20 protein-coding genes and 1 pseudogene are annotated in these 26712 nt (G+C 56.6%); 8 read left to right on the forward strand and 13 right to left on the reverse strand.

Translation table 11 applies throughout. From position 1 onward, the window contains the following. Positions 1-24: 24 nt before the first annotated feature. Positions 25-1434, forward strand: a complete 1410-nt coding sequence (gene cycA / locus ACOTX7_RS10440; RefSeq protein ID WP_006810368.1) for a D-serine/D-alanine/glycine transporter — start codon at positions 25-27, stop codon at positions 1432-1434. A gap of 86 nt (positions 1435-1520) precedes the next feature. On the opposite strand, the gene ytfE is transcribed toward cycA, so the two are convergent. Then, complete coding sequence (gene ytfE, locus ACOTX7_RS10445; RefSeq protein WP_205922745.1) at positions 1521-2183, reverse strand: iron-sulfur cluster repair protein YtfE; 663 nt, start codon at positions 2181-2183, stop codon at positions 1521-1523. Positions 2184-2428: 245 nt separating this feature from the next. Between ytfE and ACOTX7_RS10450 the strand changes: the two are divergent. Next, positions 2429-4077: pseudogene (locus ACOTX7_RS10450) on the forward strand (methyl-accepting chemotaxis protein). Between the two features lie 79 nt (positions 4078-4156). On the opposite strand, the gene ACOTX7_RS10455 reads toward ACOTX7_RS10450, so the two are convergent. The 3 genes from ACOTX7_RS10455 to ACOTX7_RS10465 form a co-directional block, all read right to left on the reverse strand. Then, the gene (locus ACOTX7_RS10455) at positions 4157-5122 is read right to left on the reverse strand and encodes a DMT family transporter (protein ID WP_221256815.1); all 966 of its coding nucleotides are present in this window, start codon (positions 5120-5122) and stop codon (positions 4157-4159) included. 75 nt (positions 5123-5197) lie between these two features. Continuing rightward, positions 5198-6022, reverse strand: coding sequence for an AraC family transcriptional regulator (locus tag ACOTX7_RS10460; RefSeq protein ID WP_221256816.1), 825 nt, complete (start codon positions 6020-6022; stop codon positions 5198-5200). An 81-nt stretch (positions 6023-6103) separates the two neighbouring features. Beyond that, positions 6104-6952, reverse strand: a complete 849-nt coding sequence (locus tag ACOTX7_RS10465; RefSeq protein ID WP_221256817.1) for an SDR family oxidoreductase — start codon at positions 6950-6952, stop codon at positions 6104-6106. 84 nt (positions 6953-7036) lie between these two features. Here ACOTX7_RS10465 and ACOTX7_RS10470 point away from each other — a divergent pair, with 84 nt between their 5' ends. Beyond that, entirely contained in the window at positions 7037-7423 is a 387-nt protein-coding gene (locus ACOTX7_RS10470; protein WP_205922750.1) for a winged helix-turn-helix transcriptional regulator, read from the forward strand. 37 nt (positions 7424-7460) lie between these two features. Here ACOTX7_RS10470 and ACOTX7_RS10475 read toward each other — a convergent pair whose 3' ends face one another. After that, a complete protein-coding gene (locus tag ACOTX7_RS10475; RefSeq protein ID WP_221256818.1) occupies positions 7461-9404 on the reverse strand; it encodes a bifunctional 2',3'-cyclic-nucleotide 2'-phosphodiesterase/3'-nucleotidase in 1944 nt (647 codons plus the stop codon). Between the two features lie 190 nt (positions 9405-9594). Here ACOTX7_RS10475 and cysQ point away from each other — a divergent pair, with 190 nt between their 5' ends. Beyond that, a complete protein-coding gene (cysQ, locus tag ACOTX7_RS10480; RefSeq protein WP_032673688.1) occupies positions 9595-10335 on the forward strand; it encodes a 3'(2'),5'-bisphosphate nucleotidase CysQ in 741 nt (246 codons plus the stop codon). On the opposite strand, the gene ACOTX7_RS10485 is transcribed toward cysQ, so the two are convergent. Further along, the gene (locus ACOTX7_RS10485; RefSeq protein ID WP_221256819.1) at positions 10329-10886 is read right to left on the reverse strand and encodes a YtfJ family protein; all 558 of its coding nucleotides are present in this window, start codon (positions 10884-10886) and stop codon (positions 10329-10331) included. The two genes, cysQ and ACOTX7_RS10485, sit on opposite strands and share 7 nt — an antisense overlap. A 324-nt stretch (positions 10887-11210) precedes the next feature. Between ACOTX7_RS10485 and ACOTX7_RS10490 the strand changes: the two genes are divergently transcribed. After that, positions 11211-11417: a DUF1107 domain-containing protein gene (locus ACOTX7_RS10490; RefSeq protein ID WP_003856054.1), complete on the forward strand. Its 207-nt coding sequence runs from the start codon at positions 11211-11213 to the stop codon at positions 11415-11417. Positions 11418-11493: 76 nt separating this feature from the next. Here ACOTX7_RS10490 and ACOTX7_RS10495 read toward each other — a convergent pair whose 3' ends face one another. The 6 genes from ACOTX7_RS10495 to ACOTX7_RS10520 form a co-directional block, all read right to left on the reverse strand. Continuing rightward, positions 11494-12831 carry a hemolysin family protein gene (locus ACOTX7_RS10495; protein ID WP_006810357.1) on the reverse strand — a complete coding sequence of 446 codons (1338 nt, stop codon included), beginning with the start codon at positions 12829-12831 and terminating at the stop codon, positions 11494-11496. A 194-nt stretch (positions 12832-13025) separates the two neighbouring features. Then, entirely contained in the window at positions 13026-14570 is a 1545-nt protein-coding gene (locus tag ACOTX7_RS10500; protein WP_221256820.1) for an MFS transporter, read from the reverse strand. Positions 14571-14639: 69 nt separating this feature from the next. Continuing rightward, positions 14640-15662 carry a Gfo/Idh/MocA family protein gene (locus tag ACOTX7_RS10505; protein ID WP_221256821.1) on the reverse strand — a complete coding sequence of 341 codons (1023 nt, stop codon included), beginning with the start codon at positions 15660-15662 and terminating at the stop codon, positions 14640-14642. A 9-nt stretch (positions 15663-15671) separates the two neighbouring features. Further along, complete coding sequence (locus tag ACOTX7_RS10510; protein ID WP_221256822.1) at positions 15672-16739, reverse strand: Gfo/Idh/MocA family protein; 1068 nt, start codon at positions 16737-16739, stop codon at positions 15672-15674. 2 nt (positions 16740-16741) lie between these two features. Continuing rightward, positions 16742-17920 (reverse strand): Gfo/Idh/MocA family protein, encoded by a 1179-nt coding sequence (locus ACOTX7_RS10515; RefSeq protein WP_221256823.1) that lies wholly within the window; start codon positions 17918-17920, stop codon positions 16742-16744. Between the two features lie 15 nt (positions 17921-17935). Beyond that, entirely contained in the window at positions 17936-19087 is a 1152-nt protein-coding gene (locus ACOTX7_RS10520; RefSeq protein WP_047354573.1) for a Gfo/Idh/MocA family protein, read from the reverse strand. A gap of 192 nt (positions 19088-19279) precedes the next feature. Here ACOTX7_RS10520 and ACOTX7_RS10525 point away from each other — a divergent pair, with 192 nt between their 5' ends. Next, positions 19280-20338, forward strand: a complete 1059-nt coding sequence (locus ACOTX7_RS10525) for a LacI family DNA-binding transcriptional regulator (protein ID WP_001117848.1) — start codon at positions 19280-19282, stop codon at positions 20336-20338. Here the strand turns inward: ACOTX7_RS10525 and msrA are convergent, their stop codons facing one another. Continuing rightward, positions 20339-20980 (reverse strand): peptide-methionine (S)-S-oxide reductase MsrA, encoded by a 642-nt coding sequence (gene msrA / locus ACOTX7_RS10530; protein ID WP_006810351.1) that lies wholly within the window; start codon positions 20978-20980, stop codon positions 20339-20341. Between the two features lie 224 nt (positions 20981-21204). Here msrA and tamA point away from each other — a divergent pair, with 224 nt between their 5' ends. Together tamA and tamB are read left to right on the forward strand one after the other, a co-directional pair. After that, complete coding sequence (tamA, locus tag ACOTX7_RS10535; protein ID WP_006810350.1) at positions 21205-22938, forward strand: autotransporter assembly complex protein TamA; 1734 nt, start codon at positions 21205-21207, stop codon at positions 22936-22938. Continuing rightward, positions 22935-26711: an autotransporter assembly complex protein TamB gene (tamB, locus tag ACOTX7_RS10540; RefSeq protein WP_221256824.1), complete on the forward strand. Its 3777-nt coding sequence runs from the start codon at positions 22935-22937 to the stop codon at positions 26709-26711. Before tamA ends, tamB begins: the two co-directional genes overlap by 4 nt. Position 26712: the final 1 nt, after the last annotated feature.

Consider the following 26712-nt stretch of genomic DNA (forward strand, 5'->3'; position numbering starts at 1 on the left):
CAGGCATAAACAGGAAAATATAACATGGTAGATCAGGTCAAAGTCGCCGCCGCGGAAGAGGCGACGTCTGAACAGTCGCTACGGCGTAATCTCACAAACCGTCATATACAGCTTATTGCCATTGGGGGAGCCATCGGCACCGGGCTATTTATGGGATCGGGCAAAACCATCAGTCTTGCCGGCCCGTCGATCATCTTCGTTTACATGATCATCGGTTTTATGCTCTTTTTCGTGATGCGAGCAATGGGTGAATTGCTGCTCTCGAATCTCGAATACAAATCCTTCAGTGACTTCGCGTCAGACCTGCTCGGTCCGTGGGCGGGCTATTTTACCGGCTGGACCTACTGGTTCTGCTGGGTGGTTACCGGCATGGCGGATGTTGTCGCTATTACGGCCTACGCTCAATTCTGGTTCCCCGGTCTGTCGGACTGGGTGGCCTCGCTGGCGGTGATTGTTCTGCTGCTGAGCCTTAACCTCGCCACCGTTAAAATGTTCGGTGAGATGGAGTTCTGGTTCGCCATGATCAAAATCGTCGCCATCGTCGCACTGATTGTCGTCGGGCTGGTGATGGTGCTGACGCACTTCCAGTCGCCGACCGGCGTTCAGGCTTCGTTTGCCCATCTGTGGAATGACGGCGGCTGGTTCCCGAAAGGTATCAGCGGTTTCTTTGCCGGTTTCCAGATTGCGGTGTTTGCATTTGTGGGGATTGAGCTGGTGGGCACCACGGCGGCGGAAACCAAAGATCCGGAGAAATCCCTGCCGCGCGCCATCAACTCCATTCCGCTGCGTATCATCATGTTCTACGTCTTTGCGCTGATAATCATCATGTCCGTGACGCCGTGGAGTTCGGTTGTGCCAACTAAGAGTCCGTTCGTTGAGCTGTTCGTACTGGTGGGGCTGCCTGCGGCGGCGAGCCTGATTAACTTCGTGGTGCTGACCTCTGCGGCCTCTTCCGCGAACAGCGGCGTGTTCTCAACCAGCCGTATGCTGTTCGGTCTGGCACAGGAGGGCGTTGCCCCGAGCGCGTTTGCCAAACTGTCTAAACGCGCTGTACCAGCGAAAGGGCTGACCTTCTCCTGCATCTGCCTGCTGGGCGGCGTAGTGATGCTTTACGTCAACCCGAGCGTCATCGGCGCATTCACCATGATCACCACGGTGTCGGCGATCCTGTTTATGTTCGTCTGGACCATCATCCTCTGCTCATACCTGGTGTACCGCAAACAGCGTCCACACCTGCATGAGAAGTCGATCTACAAGATGCCGCTGGGCAAGCTGATGTGCTGGGTGTGCATGGCGTTCTTCGTCTTCGTGCTGGTGCTCCTGACGCTGGAAGACGATACCCGACAGGCGCTGATTGTCACCCCGCTGTGGTTTATCGCGCTGGGGCTGGGCTGGATGTTTATCGGTAAGAAACGTATGGCAGGCATGCGTTAAGCATGTTGCCGGGTGGCGCTGACGCTTACCCGGCCTACGTTCGTGGACCTTGTAGGCCCGGTAAGCGCTAGCGCCACCGGGCTTTTTTATTTATCAGCCAATGCACGCGGGAACAGAACGTTATTCTCAAGGCTGATGTGTTCCATCAGGTCGTCAATCATCTCATTAATGCCGTTGTACATCGCTTTCCAGGTGGTGCACGCCTCTGGCGGCGGTGTGACGTTGTTGGTGGTGTGTTTGATCACTTCCAGCAGTTCGCCAGCGTCATCATGTTCGCTTTCCATCACGCTGATAGGCCCCATGGCCTGGCTGCCCATACCCTGTTTGATCATCGGGAAGAGGATCTGCTCCTCTTTCATCATGTGGCTGGAAAGTTCTTCGTGCAGCATGGTCAGGTATTTCGCCAGCCCGCGCGGTACGGAAGGTTTATCGGCGTGAACGCGTTCCACTTTGGTCGCCTGCAAAATCAGCTCCGGTAGCTGTTCGCGGTGACGGTCGTGGTAACGCACAATGATGTGGTCGATGATTTCAGCCAGCGGCGCGGTGCGCCAGTCTTTATCGACAGGCTGTTCAGCCAGCTGAGCCAGTTCTGCTTCGATAACCTCTACATTCAACTCTTTTCGCGACGCAGCGCGCGCCAGCGTTTGCTTACCGCCGCAGCAGTAATCCATATCGTATTTACGGAACAGCGCAGAAGCGCGAGGGATGGAGAGCGCCAGCTCGCCTAAGGGTTGGTCGCGGAAGGCCATAGCAGTTACCTCATCATCAGGAATATAAGATGCATTTTAAATGCATCTTTAAGCGGATACTATAACCCTTTAGAGGCAAGGGTAAAAATGAGAAGGCGATCACAAAAAAAGTCTACTTTTAACTTGCTGATTGAATACAGAAAAGGGCTTTCGAAAGTTTTTAAAGGTGGAGAAACAGTAAACAACCTGCCGGGCGTGCCGATAGATACAGGTCAGACAATACCTGTATATAAAAAAGGCAACGCATGTTTAAACGTATAAAAGTCATTACTCTTATGATTTCGGTGCTGCTTGTGCTCGGCATCATGCAACTGATCTCCGCCGGCATTTTCATTAATGCGCTCAATAACGATAAAGAGAACTTCACCGTTTCGCAGCTTTCCAGCCAGAACGTGGCGGAGTTCACCGACGCCTGGATCAGCCTGAATCAGGCGCGCGTCACCCTCAACCGCGGCATGCTGCGCCTGCAAAGCAGCATGGCGTCGCAGATTAACGGCGGGTAGTTGAACGAGCTGGTCAATACCGCGAAAAACCTGCTGGCCGATGCCCAGACCCATTACGATAAATACTACGCGCTGCCGGAAACGCCGGGTATGGACGAGCACCTGGCCGATCGTCTGGAAGAGCAATACCGCATCTACTCCGCCACGCTGACGCAAATGAACGTTCTGCTGGGTCAGGGCAATCTGGAAGAGATGTTCAAACAAAATGCCGAACAGAAACAGACTGCGATGCAGAAGGTCTATCGCGAGTGGCGTGAGGCGCAGGCCGCGCTGACCGCGAAAGGGATCCAGGACAATGAAAGCGACTACAAACGCATTCTGTGGATCCTCTCTACGGTGATGCTGCTGGTGATCGCGGTAATTATTTCCAGCTGGATTGCGATGCGTCGCGTGCTGCTGCTGCCGCTGGAAGAGGTGATCAACCATATCCGCGCCATTGCCGCAGGGGATTTAACCCAGCCGATTCAGGCTGAGGGCAAAAATGAAATGGCAATCCTGGCGCGCAACGTTCAGGAGATGCAGACCGCGCTGGCTAACACGGTGGGCGTGGTGCGTGAAGGCGCAGACACCATCTACACCGGCGCGGGTGAAATCTCGGCGGGTAGCAACGATCTCTCTTCCCGCACCGAGCAGCAGGCCGCGTCGCTGGAAGAGACGGCAGCCAGCATGGAACAGCTAACCGCCACCGTGAAGCAAAACGCCGATAACGCGCGTCAGGCTTCCCGTCTGGCACTGGACGCTTCCTCTACCGCGAAGAAGGGTGGAAACGTAGTCGAGGGCGTGGTGCGCACCATGGACGAGATTGCCACCAGTTCCAGCAAAATCGCACAAATTACCAACGTGACGACGGCATTGCCTTCCAGACCAACATTCTGGCGCTGAACGCGGCGGTGGAAGCGGCGCGTGCGGGCGAACAGGGCCGTGGCTTCGCGGTTGTGGCGGGCGAGGTGCGTACCCTTGCCCAGCGCAGCGCGCAGGCGGCGAAAGAGATCAAAGCGCTGATCGATGATTCCGGCGAGCGCGTTAACGCGGGTTCTCAGCTGGTAAATGAAGCGGGTGCGACGATGGCGGAGATCGTCAATGCGGTTACGCGAGTGACCGATATCATGGGTGAAATTGCGTCTGCGTCCGACGAGCAGAGTCGCGGTATCGACCAGGTGGGTCAGGCGGTGGCGGAGATGGATCGCGTCACCCAGCAGAACGCCTCGCTGGTAGAAGAGTCTGCGGCGGCAGCGGCGGCGCTGGAAGATCAGGCTGCACGCCTGAACGAAGCGGTAGCGGTGTTTAAAATTACCCGTAATCAGGCGGTGAAAGCCGCGCCGGTAAAGACCTGTGTACCTAAAGCGCAGCCCGTAGCGGCGGCGTCTGAAGCGAACTGGGAAACGTTTTAAGGACTTGCCCGGTGGCGGCTACGCCTTACCGGGCCTACGGTTTTGTAGGCCCTGCAAGCGCAGCGCCGCTGGGCAATGCTCACATCTCCGACGCCGGAATGACCCTCGGTTTTTCCGGCTTCCCTCTCACCGCAATCACCACCCCAACGACCAGCAATGCGATCCCGCAGGCCGTTAACAGCGGCGGCATGCTCTGACGCATCAGGAAGGTATAGAGCAGCCCGGCCAGCGTTTCAAAGACAATCAGCGGCCCTAAGATCACCGTTGGCAGCTTCTGGCTGGCAATGTTCCAGCACAGCGCGCCAACCCACGAACAGAGCACGGCAATGGCGACCATTAACCCGACGAACAGCCACGGGCGCGGTCCAAAGGGCAGGGCAAAGTCCGGTTGCTGGTTACCCAGCCAGACACACGCGCCCACATAGCCCAGCAACGAGACAGGGAGTGTGACCAGCGCCTGCGCCGTCGCCCACATCATCGGATGTTTATCCGGGTTTTCCCGCAGCCAGCGTGCGTTGCGCAGGGCATACCAGGCCCAGCATACCACCGAGATGAAGGCTAAAACGATCCCCGAACCGTAACGCCATAAGCTGAAATCTTCCAGGCCGTGGCGAAGCTCGGCAATATTCACGCACACCAGTCCCACGGCGATGCAGGCCAGCGCGGGCACCATTTTTGACCACGCCAGTTTGCCGTCACGCTGGCTGTAAAGCAGGTTCGCGAAAACCGGAATGACCACCGGCAGCGTGCCAATAATCATGGTCGACACCGGCGCACCGGTGCGCTGAATGGCGCTTGCCAGACAAACGTAATAGATGAGATTACCCATCATGGTCAGCGGCAGCGCGGTGAGCCAGTCCTGTCGACCCAGCTGACGCAGACGCGCGCGCCCCAGCCAGGCCAGCGGCACGGCGATCAGCCCCAGCGCCAGATAACGCCCGGTCGACTGCAATATTGCCGGATACTCCGGCACAATCAGTGGGCCAACGAAAATCAGCCCCCACATCAAACCCGCAAGCAGGGCATACAACACGCCGCTAATCATTTTTCCATCCATCCTGATTCACTTTGCGCTCAGTGTAGGAGGACAAAATGCGCGCGTATTGTATGAGGTTGCGCATTAACGCGGCATAACCTGCTTCTGGTAACGCACGGGTGTAATGCCGTAGCGGCGAGTAAAGGCGCGGGTCAAATGCGACTGATCGGTCAGCCCGGTCGCGGCGGCTACCTCGGCGGCGGGCATGCCGTGGGTGAGGAACGCTTTGGCGCGCCACAGGCGGATGGCCATCAGCATCTGGTGCGGCGTAACGTGAAAATGGGCTTTGAACTGGCGCTGGAAATGGTACGGGCTGAGCGAGACGACGTTAGCCAGCTCGTCCAGCGTCAGGGCGCGCATGTAGTTGTCGTGCAGATAGTCGCGAACGCGTTCGAAGCGGTTTGCGGCCTCCTGCATCACCGGTGCGTGGTGGGCCAGCGGCTGAAAAGTCTGAATCAAATCCAGTAACAACCCCTTCTGCGCCAGCGGATCGTTCGTGTGCCACAGGCCGTAAATAAGCTGTCCAATCTGCTGTGAGCGCAGTGGGTCGTGGCGCGTAACGTCATTAAACCACCAGTGACGCAGACCGGTGACCTCTTCCAGCAGGTCGGGTTCGATGTAGACCATCCGGTAGCGCCAGCCGCCTTCGGTGGCGGATTCCCCGGTGTGGATCTCGTCCGGGTTCATGGTCACGACGGATTTTTCCGCGGCAAGATGCTGGGTACCGCGATAGCGGAAGCGTTCGGCACCGGTTTCGATGGTGCCGATACCGAAGGCTTCGTGAGTGTGAGGCTCAAAGGCGTAGTCAGAGATATGGGCGTGATAAAGCTCCAGGCCCGGCAGCTGCGCCAGATGGCGAAAGCGCGCGCTGTCTCTCTCATCAGTGAACTGTTCCGGTACGCCTTGCACGGTGAGCCTCCTTGTGGGTCATCGCTTCATTATCAGAGATGACCCGAGGGGATGCCACAAAAAATAACCAATTTTTAACAACTACAGGATGGCTTTGACGCTTTCCGCCAGTGATGTGGTTGGGCGGCCGATCAGTTTGCTCAGGGTACGGCTGTCGTCGAACAGGCCGCCTTTGGACGCGCCGGTGTCGGAGTCCGCCAGCATCTCCGCCAGCCCGGCAGGCAGACCAACGCCCTTCAGCGCAGCGGCGAAATCGGCTTCGCTGAGGTTCTGATACGTTACCGGCTTACCGCTCTGCTTGCTCAGCTCCGCCGCCAGTTCGCTCAGCGTCCAGGCATTGTCACCCGCCAGTTCATACACCTTGCCGGCATGACCCTCTTCAGAAATCACTTTCGCTGCCGCCGCCGCGTAATCCGCCCGGGTCGCAGAGGCAATTTTGCCTTCGCCTGCGGCACCCATAAATACGCCATGTTCGAGCGCAGGCGGCGCGCTTGCCAGGTAATTTTCGGTGTACCAGCCGTTGCGCAGCAGGGCGTAAGGCAGGCCGGATTCTGCCAGGGCATTTTCGGTTTCGACATGCTCAACGTGCAGACCCAGCGGGGATCTGTCCGCATGCAGCAGGCTGGTGTAGGCGATGAATTTCACCCCGGCGGCTTTGGCGGCGTTAATCACGTTCTGGTGCTGTGCGGCGCGCTGGCCTACTTCGCTGGAGGAGATGAGCAGCAGTTTATCCACGCCGTTCAGCGCGGTGGTAAATGCAGCTTCATCGGTGTAATCGGCCTGACGCACTGCGACCCCCTGTTGACTCAACGCTTCGGCTTTCGCCGGGTTGCGCGCAATAGCCACGATCTGGCTGGCCGGAACGGTTTTCAGCAGCTCTTCAATAACGTGTTGGCCAAGCTGGCCAGTAGCGCCGGTAATCGCGATCATGATGAATCTCCTTCGTGTTTGTCTGGTGTTATGGCACACTATCACCATCACTAACTTTTGGTAAGTACATACAAAAAGGTAAGTATGAAAACAACGATACCGACGCTCAGCGAGCAAATGCGCGATGGCAACCTCTTTGCGGAACAGTGCCCGTCACGGGAGGTGCTGAAACACGTTACCAGCCGCTGGGGCGTGCTGATCCTGCTGGCTCTGCGTGAAGGAACGCACCGTTTTAGCGCGTTGCGTCATAAAATGGGCGGGGTGAGCGAAAAGATGCTGTCTCAGTCGCTTCAGGCCCTCGAGCAGGACGGCTTTGTCGATCGCGTCTCGTATCCGGTCGTGCCGCCGCATGTGGAGTATAGCCTGACGCCGATGGGGCTGGAGGTGAGCGAAAAGGTGGCCGCGCTGGCCGACTGGATTGAGGTGAATACGCCGAAGGTGATGGCGATTCGGGATGAGCGCGCGGCGTAAAAGCCGGGTAAGCGAAGGCCACCCGGCACAATCACCGCTACTTGCTCAAATCGACCTGATAAATCGCGAACCCGATATCATCCGTCGCAACCTTCTTCATCGGATACTGCGCCTTATCTTTGATAAACGCGGCTGCTTTATCGGAAGGTGAGGTTTCGAAACGAAGATCCAGCGTCGTGTCGCTGTGGATCGGCGCAAGACGCCAGTTGTTATCCACCGCCGGATGAATTTCGCCAGCCTTTTTCGACTCTGCGCTGATCCACGCCGCCAGCACCGAGCGGTTCTCGTCCGGCGAGGCAAAGGCGATGTGGCTGTCACCCGTACCGGCGAACTTACCGCCGTAGGCGCGGTAGTTGTTGGTCACGACCAGGAAGGTGGCATTCGGGTCAATTGCCTTGCCGTTGAAGGTCAGGTTTTTGATGCGCTCCGCCTGCGGATTAATGGCCTGACATTCGCCGTCATATTTTGCAGGCTGCGTCACATCAATCTGATATTCCACGCCGTCGATCACGTCGAAGTTGTAGGTGCGGAAACCGTCCCAGTTAATCAGGGACTGCGGTTTACTGCTGTGCGGATCGATCTGGTTAAACTGCCCGGCGGAGCACTCCAGCCACTCCTTCACCTCTTTCCCGGTGGCTTTCACCACCACGAGGGTGTTGGGATAGAGATAGAGATCGGCGGCATTACGGAAGGTCAGCTGGCCCTTTTCGACTTCAACATAGCTTGCCGGGTCGTTCTTACGTCCGCCCACTTTGAATGGTGCCGCGGCAGACAGGACCGGCAGTTTTGCCAGATCCGGATCGCCCTGCACAAAGTGTTCGGCATAGGCTTTCTGCGCCATGTTGACCACCTGCACGGTCGGGTCATCCTGTACCAGCGCGAGGAAGCTGTACATGTTATCAGCGGATTTACCGATCGGCTTGCTGACAAATTCACGCGTCGCGTCGTGGTCATGCTTCAGGACGTCGACCAGCTTTTTATCTTCTGCGGCCAGCGATTTTTTAGCCGCTGCGTCGTAAATCGGACGCGCTTCCGCTTTCGACTGCGTGACTTTCCAGCTTCCGCTGTCGTTATTCAGCACCAGATCCACCACGCCAAGGTGGTCGCCCCACATGCCCGGCATCACCGATGGCACACCGTTGAGCGTTCCTTTTTCGATGTCCGCGCCTTTGATACTGGCGAAATCTTTGCCCGGGAAGACGGCATGAGCGTGACCAAACAGGATCGCATCCACGCCCGGCACCTGGCTGAGATAGTACACGGAGTTCTCCGCCATCACCTGATACGGGTCGGCCGAGAGGCCAGAGTGCGCCACGACGACCACCACATCCGCGCCTTTCGCCCGCATCTCCGGCACGTATTTGCGCGCGGTTTCGGTAATGTCGTTGACGGTGACTTTGCCGTCGAGGTTGGCTTTATCCCACGTCATGATCTGCGGTGGCACAAAGCCGATGTAACCGATTTTCAGTGTCTGTTTTTTACCGTCCTGGTCGACAACTTCGGTCTCTTTAATCAGGTAAGGGGTAAAGAGCGGCTTTTGCGTCTTAACGTCGATGATGTTGGCGTTAACGTACGGGAATTTTGCCCCTGCCAGCGCGTCGTGCAGGTATTTCAGGCCGTAGTTAAACTCGTGATTGCCCAGGTTGCCAACCGCATAATCAAGGGTGTTCATCGCTTTATAGACAGGGTGGATCTCGCCTTTTTTCAGCCCCTTCGCCGCCATGTAGTCGCCAAGCGGGCTGCCCTGAATTAAGTCCCCGTTATCGACCAGCACGCTGTTTTTCACTTCACCGCGGGCGGCGTTGATCAAACTTGCCGTGCGTACCAGTCCGAATTTTTCCGTAGGAGTATCTTTGTAGTAATCGAAGTCCATTATGTTGCTGTGCAGATCGGTGGTTTCCAGAATACGGAGATCCACCGTCGCCGCCTGAACGCTTGCCGCAATCAGCGTTGCCAGGAGCGTTGCGCTAAACTTAATCATCTGAGGAGTCCTTTTTTCGATCCAAGCCACCAAAGAGTATGTATGTAGTATTTGTTGCTTACAGAAGTGTGAATGCTGCCAGAAAAAAAGGCGCTGAAACCAGAATTGCTTCACAGATAGCGGAATTGTTCACATTACGATATAACTAAAACAATAAGTTATGCCCACTGCGTTAACGAAGAGGTGGAGAATGTTAGATAAAATTTGTCAGCTCGCACGGGATGCGGGTGATGCCATTATGCAAGTGTACGATGGCGCCACACCGATGGACGTTGTCAGCAAAGCGGACGACTCCCCGGTGACGGCGGCGGATATCGCGGCGCATACGGTGATCCTGAAAGGTTTGCAGGCCCTGACGCCGGATATTCCGGTCCTTTCTGAAGAAGCGCCCCAGAGCTGGGACGAGCGTCAGCACTGGCAGCGTTACTGGCTGGTCGACCCGCTGGACGGCACGAAAGAGTTTATCAAGCGTAACGGTGAATTCACCGTCAACATCGCCCTGATTGAAAAAGGAAAAGCGGTGCTGGGCGTGGTTTACGCCCCGGTGATGAAGGTGATGTACAGCGCGGCGGAAGGTAAAGCCTGGAAGGAAGAGTGCGGCGTGCGTAAGCAGATCCAGGTGCGCGATGCCCGTCCTCCGCTGGTGGTGATCAGCCGCTCGCACAGCGACAGCGAGCTGGAGGAGTACCTGCAACAGCTGGGCGAACACCAGACGACGTCGATTGGGTCGTCGCTGAAGTTCTGCCTGGTGGCGGAAGGGCAGGCGCAGCTGTACCCCCGTTTCGGGCCGACTAACGTCTGGGATACCGCCGCAGGTCACGCTGTCGCCGCAGCGGCAGGCGCGCATGTGCATGACTGGCAGGGTAAGCCACTGGACTATACCCCGCGCGAGTCTTTCCTGAATCCGGGTTTCCGGGTGTCACTTTACTGATTCAGCAGCTTATGCAGCAGGGCAACTACCTGCTGCACCTCATCCTGCGTCAGCGCGCCATCTTTAACCCACTGCACGCGACCGTTTTTGTCCAGCACGACAATCGCAGAACTCTCTTCTTCCAGCTGCCATGCCTTACGCGTCACGCCGTCGCTGTCGACAATAAACTGCGACCACGGATAGAGCTTCTTATTGCTCTCAAGGCTTGAGCGCACAAACATCCCGGAGCCGGGAATCGCGTCGTCGGTGTTCACGATGGTGGTGGTCTGGTAGCGATCGTGCGGGAATTTTGCGGCTTTGATCGCTTCCACGAGGGTGGCGTTTTTCTCTTTCGCGGATGTACGTCCGGCAATATGTTGTACAACTCTCACTTTGCCCGCAAGCTGCGCGCTATTCCAGGCTTTGTAGCTAAACTTATCATTGTCGAGAATCAATTCTCCCCGGTCAGCAATCCCGACCGGCGGGACACGCTGTCCTTTTTCAATGTTGTGTGCGGAAGCCATCATCGGCAGCAACAGGCAAGCTGCTACCAGGAGGTTACGTAGGGTCATGGTGTTTCCTTATTGTTAGCAGGTGATCCGACCACTTGGTCATACGCTTTTAATCATAAGTGCGATCAATAGGCTTTTCCCGCAATCCCGATGCCAGTTTGCGGGCGAACGCACATATCCATGCAAAAACGACGGCATATACTGCGCTGTATCACGCTTTGCAAAGATTATTCTGAATAATTGTAATCATACGGTAAATAAACTTATGCACACTGGGTAAGTACGAGGTTCTGGTCTATAGTCATTGGGCATCAAAATTTGCGCTCAGGACAGTCGGGCCGATTGTGGCACCGCAAGAGCGTATGATTCGCAGGAGATACAAGAATGAAAATTTTCCAACGCTACAACCCGCTTCAGGTGGCGAAGTACGTGAAGATCCTGTTCCGTGGACGGTTGTACATCAAGGATGTTGGCGCTTTTGAGTTCGATAAGGGCAAAATCCTTATCCCGAAAGTGAAGGACAAACAGCACTTGTCTGTGATGTCCGAAGTCAACCGTCAGGTTATGCGTCTGCAAACTGAGATGGCTTAACCAACGTGCTATGCAGTAGTAGTTAAAAAGACGGCTCCCGATGGGAGCCGTTGATGTTTGTGGGACATATAAAAGATTACGCCGACACCTTCTCTTCCGCATCCGGCAGTTTCGGCACCAGCACGGTCGGTTTGCTATCAATACGCGTGACCAGCAGCTGGTCGATGCGGTAGTTATCAATATCCACCACTTCAAACTTGAAGCCGGAGAACTTCACCGAGTCGGTACGTTTCGGGATTTTACGCAGCATAAACATCATAAAGCCGCCGATGGTCTCGTAGTTGCCGGACTGCGGGAACTCGTCGATGTCGAGTACGCGCATGACGTCTTCAATCGGCGTACCGCCATCGATCAGCCATGAGTTCTCATCACGCTGCACAATTTGCTCTTCCAGCCCCTGGCCGACCAGGTCGCCCATCAGCGTCGTCATAACGTCGTTAAGGGTGATAATGCCCACCACCAGCGCATATTCGTTCATGATCACCGCGAAGTCTTCCCCGGCGGTTTTGAAACTTTCCAGCGCTTCGGAGAGCGTCAGGGTGTCCGGCACAATCAGGGTGTTGCGGATCTGCACGCCGCTGTTCAGCGCCAGGCTCTGGTTTGCCAGTACGCGGTTCAGCAGGTCTTTGGAGTCCACATAGCCGATGATATGGTCGATATCTTCGTTACAAACCAGGAACTTGGAGTGCGGATGCTGCGCCACTTTGGTCTTCAGGCTCTGCTCGTCTTCATGCAGATCGAACCAGATGATGTTTTCACGGCCGGTCATGGAAGACGGCACGGTACGGGATTCCAGTTCGAAAACGTTCTCAATCAGCTCGTGCTCCTGCTTGCGCAGCACCCCTGCCAGCGCCCCGGCTTCCACCACCGCATAAATATCGTCGGAGGTGATGTCGTCTTTACGCACCATGGGCAGCTTGAAGATGCGGAAAATCACGTTCGCCAGGCCGTTAAAGAACCACACCAGCGGACGGAAGACGTACAGACAGAAGCGCATCGGGTTGATGATACGCAAAGCCACAGCTTCTGGCGCAATCATACCGATGCGTTTCGGGGTCAGGTCCGCGAATAAAATGAACAAGCCGGTCACCAGGGAGAAGGAGAGAATAAAGCTCAACTGCTCGGCCAGCTCCACGGACATGTACTTAACAAAGAGGCTATAAAACGCCGGAGAAAACGCTGCATCGCCCACGATACCGCCAAGAATGGCGACCGCGTTCAGGCCAATCTGCACCACGGTAAAGAACATGCCGGGGTTTTCCTGCATTTTCAGGATACGTGATGCGTTGATGTTGCCCTCGTCGGCAAGCAGCTTCAGTTTGATTTTACGGGAGGCAGCCAGCGAGATCTCCGATATCGAGAAAAATGCACTGACGGCAATGAGACAAAGTATTACTAAAATACTGTTTAACATAGTTTATCCGGCTTCTCGCCAGATCCTCAGAAGGGGAGTTGATACCATTCGTGTGAAGACACATTGAACGTCGGCTCGTAGCGTTGAGCCGATGATTTCAGCGGTAGTATAGCGTAAAGGCGTGTAAATCTGCCAGAGGTCACGTTTTCAACAAAAAAAGCCGGACCAGCACAGGGCGGATCCGGCGAGAAGGGCTATTTCACGGTGGATAAGTTTGCGCCCACGGCCAGGCGTGTGGCATCGCCGCCCCAGACCTGATCGTACTCATAGCCTGTTAGCTGTTTGATGACCACGCGGGTGTCGGCATCGCAGTCGCGATAATCGCCACCGAGCTTCCGACGCGCGATCTCCTTAAGCAGAACCTTGTGCGTTTCTCGGGTCAGCTTAAATCTGTAGGTTGCGAAGAAGCTCACGGCCAGCAGCGCGGCGGTGGCGAAAATCATCAGGCCAATTATCGCTCCCAGCGCGCTTTCCGGCTGTGCACCACTGCCTTTCACAAAACCGGACTCCTGCAACACCAGGCCGATAATCATGATCGCAATGGCAACGGTGCTTTTGCGGGTCAGCACCATTACGCCAGCAAAAATACCTTCACGGCGCTGCTGCGTGACGATCTCGTCAATATCCGGAATAAAGCTATAAATATTCCACGGAATGTAATAAAGGCCAGAGCGGGCCGCACCCAACAGAATAAAGACGGCGGAAAAGAGCAGCGTCGGCACCTCGGTTTTGGTGAGATAAACCGTAAACAGGAAGGCCAGCACCAGGAAAATACAGCTATAGGAAAAGCGCAACGCGGCGGAAGGGGTCATGTTCAGCCTGTTGAGTAGCAGCATAAATCCGTACGTACCCGGCACGGAGGCAAACGCCGCAATACTCAACCAGCCAGAGACCGCCGCCGCATCCTGACTCAGGCAATAAACAACGTAATAGGTAAATACTGAACCAAATACGTCCATCGCGGTGAACGAAAAGATATAAATAATGATATGCAGGCGGAACGCGCGAATGCGGAACGAGGAGAAGAGATCCAGCACCAGATATTTCAGGTGATTACCCAGCCCGCTGCCACGCTGATTATCAACTTTGAAGTCATACTCCTGATGCACATCTTTCGCTTCCCAGGTGGTGTACCAGGTAATAAACACCGCTATGCAAAAGACGCAGGAAAATATCAGCCCGGTCAGCGTGTAGGTAAATGAATTATCTTTGCCGGTAAATTGCATAATCACGCCCGGCACCGACACCGCCAGAAAACCGCCCAGCTGCGAGCAGATCATTCGCACCCCGGACAGGCGGCTGCGTTCTTCATACCGGTTGGTCATCTCAGCGGCGAGGGTTTCCCACGGCACCAGCACCATCGCTGAAAGCAGTTCGATGGAGAGATAGGTGCCCAGGTAATACCAGTAACCCATATCCGTCAGCCACAGCAGGGCATACAGGAACATTAAGGGAGAGCTAAGTAATAAGAAGAAGCGACGACGGCCAAATTTACGCCCAAGCCAGGTATCACCAAAATTATCGGTGACATAGCCCATTATCGGGCTTAATACCGCGTCAATAACGCGGGCAATGGCAAATATAGAGCCGGCTTCCACGACGGATAATCCGCAATAGGTGGTGTAAAAAAATAACAGCCAGGTGCCGATAATGGCGAAAGCGCCTCCGCCAAAGAGGTCGGTTATGCCGTAGCCAAGCGCCACGCCATAACCCACTCTGCGTTCAGTTGGTTTAACCATAATAATATCCAGTGTAGGGTAGATGTAGAGGTTGTATTTTTATTGCACTGCTGGACTACACGTGATGTTCTAATTATTAATATCTATCCATTGTCTTAACTGAGATGACCGATAAAAAGCCTCCACAAGCTTGAGTGATTTTCCAGCGGTACGAATATCGGTAAAATCCGTACTCTCCGGGTGATGAATAGCGTGATAAAAACGGCGGATCGCCTGCTGGTGTCCTAATCCCCAGTAACTTTTTGCCGTGCCATCGGGAGAGGCATCGCTTTCAAGGCGAAACCGTTCGCCTGGCGTTATGCGCCAGAGCGTGTTGTCGTTGAGCAGCAGCGAGCCGCGCTCGCAGTGGATCTCCAGCCAGAGGGGGGAATCCATGGTGTTGCAGTTGCTGGCATAAAACAGGCCGCGGGCGCCGTTGGTGAAGTGCAGCGTCGCCATCGCGCTGTCTTCCCCTTCCGTCACGTCGGCCAGTTCACCGCTGTCGACCACCCCCTTCAGCCGCGTGACGCCACCCGCGAACCACTGCATCAGATCGAGGGTATGGATCGCCTGGTTGATCAGCAAACTTCCGCCTTCCGTAGCCAGCTGTCCCCGCCACGGGCTTTCCGTGTAGTACGCCCCCGCGCGGGACCAGGTCAGGACCGCTTTGATACTCAGCATCTTGCCCAGACTGCCCTGCGCCAGCTCTTTATGAATGCGCAGGCTGCTGGGGTTGTACCGGTTCTGGTAGCAAACGCCGAGCCTGCCGGACGCCTGCGCCGCGGCAGTGGTGATATCGGCAAGCTCGCTGCTGTTCATACTCACCGGTTTCTCGCAAAACACATGCTTCCCGGCGGCCAGCGCCGCCAGAATCATGTTTTTATGCTCGAAGTGGGGCGTGCAGATATGCACCACGTCGATGCTGTCATCCAGCAGCATTTCCCGGTAATCCTGATAAAAGCGGCACTGATAGTTCATCGCCAGCTTAAGTCCGTTGACGCTATCGATATCGACCAGCGCGCGCAGCGCCACATTCGGGATTTGCCTCAGGGCGTTCACATGGCAACCGTGAATAGCCCCGGCGCCGATAATCGCCGTGTTCAGGATGTTCATGACGCCCCCTTAGTCCGCTGCGTTTGCGAGCATTTGTGCCTTCACGCACAGTTCGGCCGCTTTGAAAGCATGCGCCTGCGTCATAGCATTTTCGGTGCGGTGCAGGCAGTCGAGGATCAGTTCGCCAAAGTAGGGGAACCCAACCTGCCCGGCCACCGGATAGCGGAACTCGCCCTCGTTATTGACGAGGTAGACGACATCCTGCTCCCCCCGGGTGAGATCGACGTATTTACGGATCTCGATATACCCGTCCGTACCAAGTAGCGTCAGACGACCATCGCCCCAGGTGGAAAGCCCGTCAGGAGTGAACCAGTCGCAGCGGAAATAGCCGCTGGCGCCGTTTTCTCCTTTGAGCATCGCGTCGCCAAAATCTTCGAATGCGGGATACTGCGGGTGGTTAACGTTGCGCACCTGGCTGGCGACCACGGTGGCGTCGCGGTTGCTGGTATAAAACAGGAACTGCTCGATCTGGTGGCTGCCGATATCGCACAGGATGCCGCCGAAGTCGCGACGATCGTAAAACCACTCCGGACGTCCCGTCCCTTCCCGGTGCGGCCCCATACCCAGGGTCTGCACCACGCGACCAATGGCACCCTGCTGCACCAGTTGCCCGGCAAAGACCGCACTTTCCACGTGCAGACGCTCGCTGTAGTAGACCGCGTACTTTTTCCCGGTTTTCTCTACCATCGCTTTGGCGTCGGCTAGCTGTTCAAGGGTGGTGAGTGGCGCTTTGTCCGTGAAGTAGTCTTTGCCTGCCGCCATCGCCTTCAGCCCCAGGGCGCAGCGTCTGGAGGGGATAGCCGCCCCCGCCACCAGGCGCACCTCGTCATCGGCGAGAATAACGTCCAGAGAATCAGCCACCTTCACCTGCGGGTACTGCTGAACAAACGTCTCCACTTTCGCCGGGTCGGGATCGTAAACCCACTTCAGCGTGGCGCCTGCTTCAATCAGGCCATTACACATTCCATAGATATGGCCGTGGTCGAGCGCGGCGGCGGCAAATACAAATTCACCCGCCTGCACCACCGGCTGCGGTTTGCCCACCGGCGCGTAGTTCATTCCGTCATTTTTGTTCATGGTTACAGTCCTCGATCCAGATCTTTACCCAGAGGGATAGCGCCGACTTCGCTGAAGTTGGCGACGCTTGCGGATTTTTCATAAAAACGGGGGGCGAGGGCGTTCGTCCCGCCGGTACGGTAAAACGGATCGTCGCGGCCAATGGGCAGGGAGACGACGCTACGGGTAATGGCGGATTTATACATCGCGGTAATCAGCTCCAGCGAGCGCTTGCCCTGCACGCCGTCCACCAGCGGGGCCGCGCCGCGCTCTATGCTCTGGAGCAGGTCGTTAATCTGCCCGGTGTGCAGGGTCCATTCGAGCCTGGGTGTCGCCTGGAAAACGGCATTAAGCTGAGCTTCTCGCTCAAGATCGTGGGTCTCCTGCGGGAAGCCGTTGTCAGCACTCACGCTGGCATAAGCCTGCCACGGGGCGGAGATTCGGGCTTTATCACCCTGGATAATGATTTTCTGATCTTCCCCGTGGTGCACCACCGAGGCGGTAAGCTGCGTAAGCGCGCCGCTGGGGTATCTGAAGATTGCCGCGCTCAGATCTTCCACTTCGGCATTGTCATGCGCCACGTTGGTCATCATCGCCACCACCTCAGACGGAAAGCCGAGCATCCACTGAATGGCGTCGATATGGTGCACCGCGTGGTTCAGCGTGCAGCCGCCCCCTTCCTTTTCCCACGTGCCGCGCCACCACAGGTCGTAGTAGCAGTGTCCGCGCCACCAGAAGGAATCCACCTGCGCATGACAAATTTTTCCGGCGAGGCCGGAATCCAGCGCCGCTTTTAAGCGCCAGAAGGCATCGGTAAAACGGTTCTGGGCAATAATGGAGAGCGTTTTTCCGCTGGCCTGCTGGGCGGCGATCATCGCATCACACTCCTCCAGCGAGGCGGCCATCGGTTTTTCGCACAGCACATGACAGCCAGCATGAAGCGCGTCAATGCTGATCTCCGCATGAACATAGGGTGGGGTGCAGACGTCAACGATATCGATGGAAAGCGCGTCCGCCAGCATCTGCTGGTGGCTGGCGTACACGCGGGCGTCCGTCAGGCCATAACGCGCTTTTTTCTCTTCCGCTTTCTCCGGGTAGATATCAACCAGCGCAACGATCCGGCAGCGCTGTCCAAACTGCAAATAACCCTGAATATGGTTATGGGAGATATTTCCCGTTCCCACAATAGCGACATTTAACATCGATCTTCTCCGGTGTTACCAGGTGCCCGCGGCATCCAGCGTGATGCTGGTGGCCCCTTTATCTACAGAGGTGCTGATGCGCTGCTGAAGCAGGCGCAGGTACTGCTTTTCGTTCAGCGGTAGCTCAACCCAGTCGTCAGTCCAGGTGGAGAGGTGCATGGCGTTAGAGAGGGTTAAACCGCGAATGCCTTCCAGACCCGGCGCAATCAGCGGCTCGCCGCGCAGCACGGCGGCGCAGAAGTTGGCGGTGATGACGTGGTGCTCGCTGTATTCCGGGGCAACAGGGACAGACACCTCCCAGCATTCCGGCTCACCGAAGCCATTCTGCCAGCGGGCGTTAAACTCGGTTTCCGATTCGCGCAGCCGCCAGTAGCGCAGCTTCCCTTCTTCAACGACGACTTTGCCGCGATCGCCCACGATCTCCAGACGGTTGGTGCCCGGCGTTTCGGCGACGGTGGTGATAAACACACCGGTTGCGCCGTTGGCGTACTCCGCATAGGCGGTGACCTCGTCTTCCACTTCAATGTCGCGATGCTTCCCGAACTGGCAAAACGCGCGCAGCCGAACCGGCATGCCCACCAGCCACTGCCAGAGATCGAGCTGATGCGGATCCTGATTGAGCAGCACGCCGCCGCCTTCCCCTTTCCAGGTCGCGCGCCAGCCGCCGGAATTGTAGTAACTCTGCGAGCGATACCAGTTGGTGATGATCCAGCTTGAGCGGCGGATCTCGCCCAGCTCGCCGCTGTCGATCAGATCTTTCACTTTCTGATACAGCGGATTGGGCCGTTGGTTATACATGATGCCGAACACCACGTCGCATTCCCGGGCGCAGGCGTTCATCTCCTGCACCTGCGCGGTATAGACGCCAGCTGGCTTCTCACACAGGGTATGGATGCCGTTGCGCATTGCCAGCATCGACAGGCGAGGGTGGTCGTAATGCGGCGTGGCGACAATCACCGCATCGATAAGCCCGCTCTGGAGCATCTCCTGCGCATCGCTGAACAGCGGAATGCCGCCCACCAGCTGACGAATCGCCGGATGCTTTTCCGTCGCGTTATCGCACACTGCCGTAAGGCAGGCATCGCTGACGGTCCCGGCCAGTAAATAGCGCGCGTGGACCGTACCGATATTACCTATACCAATAATGCCAAAACGTACCTTCTCCATGTCTCACCTTAATTTCAGTCAGAAAGCGTGATGAGCGAAAAATAGGAAAGGCGAGCCGTAGCGACAATGTGTTTTTGTGAGAATACTCGCAAGGTCAATAAGTAAACTCCAACCATTTTGAAATTTGGTTTTAAAATCAATGCGCTGTTTCTGCAAATATTTGCAAAAACTGATTGAGAGCGAGGTCACACTATGCCGGGCAAGTTAAAAATGGAGGAGATCGCGTCCCTGACGGGCTATTCCGTGAGCACGGTGTCCAGGGTGTTGAGCGGCAAGTCTTATACCAGCGACAAGGCCCGGGAGGCCATTGTCCGCACCGCACGCGAGCTTGGCGTGCTGGAATCGATGGCAAGCGGGCGGCTGTTAATTAACGGAATCGCTGTATTTGCGCCTGAGAGAACGTTTCAGGGACGTGGGGATATTTTTTATCTGGAAGTGACCAAAGGCATCGCTGAAGCCAGCGCGCGCCATAATGTCTGGATCAGTTATTGCGGACTGGAGGAACAGAATGCGGATGTAAAATTATTTATGGAAAAGGCCAGCCATAAAAATATAAACGCAATAATTATCATTGGTACGGATGATTCAACCATATTTAAGCTGGCCAGCACCCTGAATAAACCCTGTGTATTAATTAATTCCGTGGACCGGGACCGGGTGCTGGATTCGGTTTCACCCGATCACCGCGCGATTGGCTTTACCACAATGCAGTATCTCTTCGAACAGGGCCATCGCCGGGTGCTGACCATTACCTGCCTGCGCCGGGACACGCTCTATGCCCGGCTGGACGGCATTAAAGAGGCGTACCGGCATTTTCACGTGGCGTTTGAGCCACAGCGGGATTTACTGGTCACGGAGTGGTTTACCGCTGAAGAGGCTGAGCGCGAACTGGATGAGTGGCTGTTACGTCACGACAGAGCGCAATGGCCAGAGGTCATTTTTCCCAACAGCACCAGCATGACCGAGGGTGTGCTGAAGGCGTTACAGCGGCATGGGCTGCGCGTGCCGGAGGATATCTCCATCATCACCACTGATTTTGCGTGGAATTTAGCAAACCGGCTTGAAAAGCCCATCACGGGGATCACGGTGCCGTGCCGGGAGTTGGGCATAGAAGCGGTGCATTTGCTGCAAACACGGCTCAACCGGCCTCAGGCGCCGGTTTTTAACCTGCTGTTGCAGGGGAAGGTCATTGATTACGGTTCGGTGAGTAATGCCACGCGCCACGCGGCTCGCGTGGCGCTGCTGGAGTAATCAGGCCTGCTGAGGAGGCAGGCAAACGCCGATGCCGCCAATCCCGCAGTAACCGTACGGATTTTTATGCAGGTACTGCTGGTGGTCGTCTTCAGCATAGTAGAACGGTTTCGCGGTCGCGATCTCCGTCGTGACCTGACGTTTATCACCGGCGGCCTGCATCGCTTCCTGGAAACGCGTCAGGCTGGCGTGGGCCGCGGCCTCCTGCTCCGGGGTGAGCGGATAGATGGCCGAGCGGTATTGGGTGCCGTGATCGTTACCCTGACGCATGCCCTGCGCCGGGTCATGGTTTTCCCAGAATACCTGGAGCAGCTGTTCATAGCTGATGACGCTCGGGTCATACACCACACGCACCGCTTCGGCGTGACCGGTCTCGCCGGAACAGACTTCGCGGTAGGTTGGGTTAGGCGTATATCCTCCGGTGTAGCCCGCAGCGGTGCTGTACACGCCCGGCAGTTGCCAGAACAGGCGTTCTACGCCCCAGAAGCAGCCCATGGCAAACAGGGCGATCTCCATGCCATCAGGAACGTTTGTCATGGAATGGTTGTTTACGGCGTGTAAGGTTGCCACTGGCATAGGGGTGTTGCGTCCCGGTAATGCATCGGCTTGTGATACCAGATGCTTTTTATCGAATAAACTCACGGTGGGGCCTCCCGGGTAGCGTTGTTTCGGTTAAGGTTGTCACGAAGCGTTTAATTGAACACAATAAATGCGATGAATGAGTCTAGATTTAATCATAAGAAATATTTGGGTGTTGCACCCTTTTTCAACCCGTAATTTGGGTTTTTGGCTTTCAGGCCGTATTTTGCCGCGGAGCGGCACTGCATTTGCTTCCAGGGTGGAAACAGGGATATTCAGGAGAAAACGTGACAAAGATCCGCCAGTTATGTTTAGTCAGTTTAATGCTGACCAGCGGGATTGCCAGCGCGGCGAATGTCCGTTTGCAGGTTGAGGGGTTATCCGGGGCGCTGGAAAAAAACGTGCGAGCGCAGCTTTCCACCATCCAGAGCGATGAGGTCACGCCGGATCGGCGTTTTCGCGCGCGCGTGGATGACGCCATCCGCGAAGGCTTAAAGGCGTTGGGGTACTACGAACCCACCATTGATTTCGATTTACGCCCGCCCCCGGCGAAAGGACGTCAGGTGTTGATTGCCCGCGTCTCGCCGGGCGAACCCGTCCTGATTGGTGGTACGAACGTGGTACTGCGCGGCGGTGCGCGCACGGATCGTGATTACCTGGATCTGCTCAGCACTCGCCCGAAAGTAGGCACCGTGCTCAATCACGGGGATTACGATCGCTTTAAAAAATCATTAACCAGCGTTTCGCTGCGCAAAGGCTACTTCGACAGCCAGTTCAACAAAAGCCAGCTGGGCGTTGCGCTTGAGCGACGTCAGGCATTCTGGGATATCGATTACGACAGCGGCGAGCGCTACCGGTTTGGCGATGTAACCTTCGAAGGATCGCAAATCCGTGACGAGTATCTGCAAAACCTGGTGCCGTTTAAGAAAGGCGACTACTACCAGTCCAGCGACCTGGGCGAACTCAACCGTCGTTTATCGGCCACCGGCTGGTTTAACTCGGTGATTGTTGCCCCTGAATTTGAAAAATCCCGTAAAACCAAAGTATTGCCGCTGCATGGCGTGGTCTCTCCGCGCACCGAGAATACGATTGAGACCGGTGTGGGCTACTCGACGGACGTTGGCCCGCGCGTGAAAGCCTCGTGGAAAAAACCATGGATGAACTCCTACGGCCACAGCCTGACCACCAGCGCCAGCATCTCGGCTCCGGAACAGCAGCTCGACTTCAGCTATAAAATGCCGCTGCTGAAAAATCCGCTTGAGCAGTATTACCTGGTTCAGGGCGGCTTCAAGCGCACCGACCTGAACGATACCGAGTCAGACTCCACCACGCTTGCCGTGTCACGTTACTGGGATCTCTCCAGCGGCTGGCAGCGCGCGATCAACCTGCGCTGGAGTCTCGATCACTTTACCCAGGCAAACGTCACCAACACCACCATGCTGCTTTATCCGGGCGTGATGATCAGCCGTACCCGCTCGCGCGGTGGCCTGATGCCGACCTGGGGCGATTCCCAGCGCTACTCCATCGATTATTCCAACTCCGCCTGGGGCTCAGACGTGGATTTCTCTGTGGTGCAGGCGCAAAACGTCTGGATCCGCACCCTCTATGACAAACACCGCTTTGTGGTTCGCGGCAACCTCGGCTGGATCGAAACCGGTGACTTCGAACGCGTCCCGCCGGATCTGCGCTTCTTCGCCGGGGGCGACCGCAGCATTCGCGGGTATAAGTACAAATCGATCTCACCTGAAAACGACAAAGGCCAGTTGACCGGGGCCTCCAAACTGGCGACCGGCTCGCTGGAGTACCAGTACAACGTCAGCGGCAAATGGTGGGGCGCCATGTTCGTTGACGGGGGTGAGGCTGTGAACGATATCCGCCGCAGCGATTTCAAAACCGGCGCGGGTGTGGGCGTGCGCTGGCAGTCACCGGTCGGGCCAATCAAGCTCGATTTCGCCGTTCCGGTGGGCGACAAAGACGAACACGGTTTACAGTTTTACATCGGTCTGGGGCCTGAATTATGAGTTTATGGAAGAAGATAAGCCTCGGAGTACTGATTTTTATCGTACTGCTGCTCGGTACGGTGGCGTTTCTGGTGGGCACCACCACGGGCCTGCATCTGCTGTTTAACGCCGCGAACCGCTGGGTGCCGGGGCTGGAAATCGGCCAGGTGACGGGCGGCTGGCGCGATCTGCGCCTGAAAAATATCCGTTATGAACAGCCCGGCGTGGCGGTAAACGCGGGTGAGTTTCATCTGGCGGTGAAGCTCGGCTGCCTGCGGGACAGCAAGCTGTGCGTAAACGATCTGTCGTTAAAAGACGTTAACGTGGCGATAGATTCCAAAAAAATGCCGAAGTCTGAGCCTGTCGAAGAAGAGGATAGCGGTCCGCTGAATCTTTCGACGCCGTACCCGATTGCGCTCTACCGGGTAGCGCTGGATAACGTCAATATCAAAATCGACGACACGACGGTATCCGTGATGGATTTCACCTCCGGCCTGCGCTGGCAGGAGAAAAACCTCACCCTGACCCCTACCTCCCTGCAAGGGCTGCTGATTGCGCTGCCGAAGGTGGCCGACGTGGCGCAGGAGGAGATCGTCGAGCCGAAGATCCAGAACCCGCAGCCGGAAGAAAAACCGCTGGGCGAAACGCTGAAAGATCTCTTCTCGAAACCGGTTCTGCCGGAGATGACCGACGTGCATCTGCCGCTGAACCTCAATATTGAAGAGTTTAAGGGTGAACAGCTGCGTCTGACCGGCGATACCGATCTGACGGTCTTCAACATGCTGCTTAAAGTCAGCAGTATCGACGGCAACATGAAGCTCGACGCGCTGGATATCGACACCAATCAGGGGTCGGTGAATGCCTCCGGCAATGCGCTGCTGCGCGACAACTGGCCGGTGGATATTACGCTGAACAGCGCCCTGAACATCGATCCGCTGAAGGGCGAAAAGGTCAAGGTGAAAGTCGGCGGCGCGCTACGCGAGAAACTTGAGTTCGGCGTGAACCTTTCCGGCCCGGTGGATATGGTACTGCGCGGGCAAACCCAGCTGGCAGAGGCTGGTCTACCGCTCAACCTTGAGGTTGTCAGCAAGCAGCTTTACTGGCCGTTCACCGGCGAAAAGCAGTTCCAGGCTGACGATCTGAAGCTGAAGCTGAGTGGCAAAATGACCGACTACACGCTGTCGTTCCGCACGGCAGTGAAGGGGCAGGATGTACCGCCTGCCGATATTACCCTGGATGCGAAGGGTAACGAGTTGCAGGTTAACCTCGACAAGCTGACCGTGGCGGCGCTGGAAGGGAAAACCGAGCTGACCGCGCTGCTCGACTGGCAGCAGGCGATCAGCTGGCGCGGCGAGCTGAAGCTGACCGGGATCAACACCGCTAAAGAGGTGCCGGAGTGGCCGTCAAAACTGGATGGCCTGATCAAAACCCGCGGTAGCCTGTACGGGGGCACCTGGCAGATGGACGTGCCGGAACTCAAGCTCACCGGCAACGTGAAGCAGAACAAAGTCAACGTAGAAGGCTCGCTTAAGGGCAACAGCTATCTCCAGTGGGTGATCCCGGGCCTGCACGTGGCGCTGGGTCGCAACACGGCGGATATCAAAGGCGAGCTGGGCGTGAAAGACCTCAATCTGGATGCCACCATCGACGCGCCGAATCTCGATAACGCCCTGCCGGGTCTGGGCGGTACGGCGAAAGGGTTAGTGAAGGTTCGCGGTACGGTGGAGGCGCCGCAGTTGCTGGCGGACATCACCGCCAATAATCTGCGCTGGCAGGAACTTTCCATTGCCCGCGTGCGTGTCGAGGGAGACGTGAAATCCACCGATCAGATCGGCGGAAACCTGGATCTGCGAGTGGAGCGTATCTCTCAGCCGGACGTGAACATCAGTCTGGTCACGCTGGCGGCAAAAGGGAACGAAAAGCAGCACGATCTCCAGCTACGGGTACAGGGTGAGCCGGTCTCCGGTCAGCTTCACCTGACGGGCAGTTTTGACCGCCAGGCGACGCGCTGGAAAGGCGTTCTGGATAACACTCGCTTTAGCACGCCGGTCGGGCCGCTGGTGCTGTCGCGGTCTGTCGCGCTGGACTACCGCAACGCAGAGCAAAAGATCAGCATTGGGCCACACTGCTGGACTAACCCGAATGCTGAGCTGTGCGTGCCGCAGACCATTGATGCGGGTGCGGAAGGACGTGCGCAGATCAACCTCAACCGTTTCGACCTGGCGATGCTGAAACCGTTTATGCCGGAAACCACCCAGGCCAGCGGCGTCTTTAGCGGTAAAGCGGACGTTGCGTGGGACACCACCAAAGAGGGTCTGCCGCAGGGCAGCGTTACCCTCTCCGGGCGTAACGTGAAGGTGACGCAGGAGGTCAATGACGCGCCGCTGCCGGTGGCGTTCGATACCCTGAATCTGAACGCTGACCTGCGTAACAATCGCGCAGAACTCGGGTGGCTGATCCGCCTGACCAACAACGGTCAGTTTGACGGACAGGTGCAAATTACCGATCCGCAAGGCCGACGCAATCTCGGCGGTAACGTCAATATCCGCAACTTCAACCTGGCGATGGTGAATCCGATCTTCTCGCGGGGAGAAAAGGCGGCGGGGATGCTCAGCGCCAACCTGCGTCTGGCGGGGGATGCGCAAAGCCCGCAGCTGTTTGGCCAGATGCGGTTAAACGGCGTGGACATCGACGGCAACTTTATGCCGTTCGATATGCAGCCCAGCCAGCTGGCGATGAACTTTAACGGTCAAAGCTCAACCCTCAGTGGCTCAGTATTGACGCAGCAGGGACAAATCAACCTGAGCGGTGATGCGGACTGGAGCCAGCTCGACAACTGGCGCGCCCGCATTGCGGCCAAGGGCAGCCGGGTGCGTATCACGGTACCGCCGATGGTGCGGCTGGACGTGTCGCCGGACGTGGTCTTTGAAGCAACGCCGAGTCTCTTCACCCTGGACGGTCGCGTCGACGTACCGTGGGCGCGCATCGTGGTTCACGAGGTGCCGGAAAGCGCGGTGGGCGTCTCCAGTGACGAAGTTATGCTCAATGAAAATCTGAAACCTGTTGAACAGAAGAGCGCTGGCATACCGATCAATAGTAATCTTATCGTGCACGTGGGGAATAACGTGCGTTTGGACGCGTTTGGGCTGAAGGCGAGACTGACGGGTGACCTGAAAGTGGCGCAGGATCAACAGGGGCTTGGTCTGAATGGACAAATCAATATTCCTGAAGGGCGCTTCCATGCCTACGGTCAGGATTTGATTGTGCGTAAAGGCGAACTGCTGTTCTCCGGTCCACCGGATCAGCCGGTGCTCAATATCGAAGCGATCCGCAACCCAGAAGCCACCGAAGATGATGTGATTGCAGGCGTGCGCGTGACGGGCTCCGCCGACGAACCTAAGGCAGAGATCTTCTCTGACCCGGCCATGTCGCAACAGGAAGCGCTCTCTTACCTGCTGCGCGGGCAGGGTCTGGATAGTCAACAGGGCGATGGTGCGGCAATGACATCGATGTTAGTCGGTCTGGGGGTTGCACAAAGTGGTCAGGTTGTGGGTAAAATCGGCGAGACGTTTGGCGTAAGCAATCTGGCGCTGGACACTCAGGGCGTGGGTGACTCTTCGCAGGTAGTGGTCAGCGGCTATGTACTGCCGGGTCTACAGGTAAAATATGGCGTGGGGATCTTTGACTCACTGGCTACACTCACGTTACGTTACCGCCTGATGCCTAAGCTATATCTGGAAGCAGTGTCCGGCGTAGACCAGGCACTTGATCTGCTCTATCAGTTTGAGTTTTAGC

This window comes from Enterobacter cloacae complex sp. IR5418 (assembly GCF_049238105.1).
Classification (GTDB): domain Bacteria; phylum Pseudomonadota; class Gammaproteobacteria; order Enterobacterales; family Enterobacteriaceae; genus Enterobacter; species Enterobacter hormaechei.

What these genes read in the sequence shown, in the direction of transcription:
- cycA (WP_006810368.1), top strand. Translation starts at nt 25, where the DNA reads ATGGTAGATCAGGTCAAAGTCGCCGCCGCGGAAGAGGCGACGTCTGAA.
- ytfE (WP_205922745.1), bottom strand. Translation starts at nt 2,183, where the DNA reads ATGGCCTTCCGCGACCAACCCTTAGGCGAGCTGGCGCTCTCCATCCCT.
- ACOTX7_RS10455 (WP_221256815.1), bottom strand. Translation starts at nt 5,122, where the DNA reads ATGATTAGCGGCGTGTTGTATGCCCTGCTTGCGGGTTTGATGTGGGGG.
- ACOTX7_RS10465 (WP_221256817.1), bottom strand. Translation starts at nt 6,952, where the DNA reads ATGATCGCGATTACCGGCGCTACTGGCCAGCTTGGCCAACACGTTATT.
- ACOTX7_RS10470 (WP_205922750.1), top strand. Translation starts at nt 7,037, where the DNA reads ATGAAAACAACGATACCGACGCTCAGCGAGCAAATGCGCGATGGCAAC.
- ACOTX7_RS10475 (WP_221256818.1), bottom strand. Translation starts at nt 9,404, where the DNA reads ATGATTAAGTTTAGCGCAACGCTCCTGGCAACGCTGATTGCGGCAAGC.
- cysQ (WP_032673688.1), top strand. Translation starts at nt 9,595, where the DNA reads ATGTTAGATAAAATTTGTCAGCTCGCACGGGATGCGGGTGATGCCATT.
- ACOTX7_RS10485 (WP_221256819.1), bottom strand. Translation starts at nt 10,886, where the DNA reads ATGACCCTACGTAACCTCCTGGTAGCAGCTTGCCTGTTGCTGCCGATG.
- ACOTX7_RS10490 (WP_003856054.1), top strand. Translation starts at nt 11,211, where the DNA reads ATGAAAATTTTCCAACGCTACAACCCGCTTCAGGTGGCGAAGTACGTG.
- ACOTX7_RS10495 (WP_006810357.1), bottom strand. Translation starts at nt 12,831, where the DNA reads ATGTTAAACAGTATTTTAGTAATACTTTGTCTCATTGCCGTCAGTGCA.
- ACOTX7_RS10500 (WP_221256820.1), bottom strand. Translation starts at nt 14,570, where the DNA reads ATGGTTAAACCAACTGAACGCAGAGTGGGTTATGGCGTGGCGCTTGGC.
- ACOTX7_RS10505 (WP_221256821.1), bottom strand. Translation starts at nt 15,662, where the DNA reads ATGAACATCCTGAACACGGCGATTATCGGCGCCGGGGCTATTCACGGT.
- ACOTX7_RS10510 (WP_221256822.1), bottom strand. Translation starts at nt 16,739, where the DNA reads ATGAACAAAAATGACGGAATGAACTACGCGCCGGTGGGCAAACCGCAG.
- ACOTX7_RS10515 (WP_221256823.1), bottom strand. Translation starts at nt 17,920, where the DNA reads ATGTTAAATGTCGCTATTGTGGGAACGGGAAATATCTCCCATAACCAT.
- ACOTX7_RS10520 (WP_047354573.1), bottom strand. Translation starts at nt 19,087, where the DNA reads ATGGAGAAGGTACGTTTTGGCATTATTGGTATAGGTAATATCGGTACG.
- ACOTX7_RS10525 (WP_001117848.1), top strand. Translation starts at nt 19,280, where the DNA reads ATGCCGGGCAAGTTAAAAATGGAGGAGATCGCGTCCCTGACGGGCTAT.
- tamB (WP_221256824.1), top strand. Translation starts at nt 22,935, where the DNA reads ATGAGTTTATGGAAGAAGATAAGCCTCGGAGTACTGATTTTTATCGTA.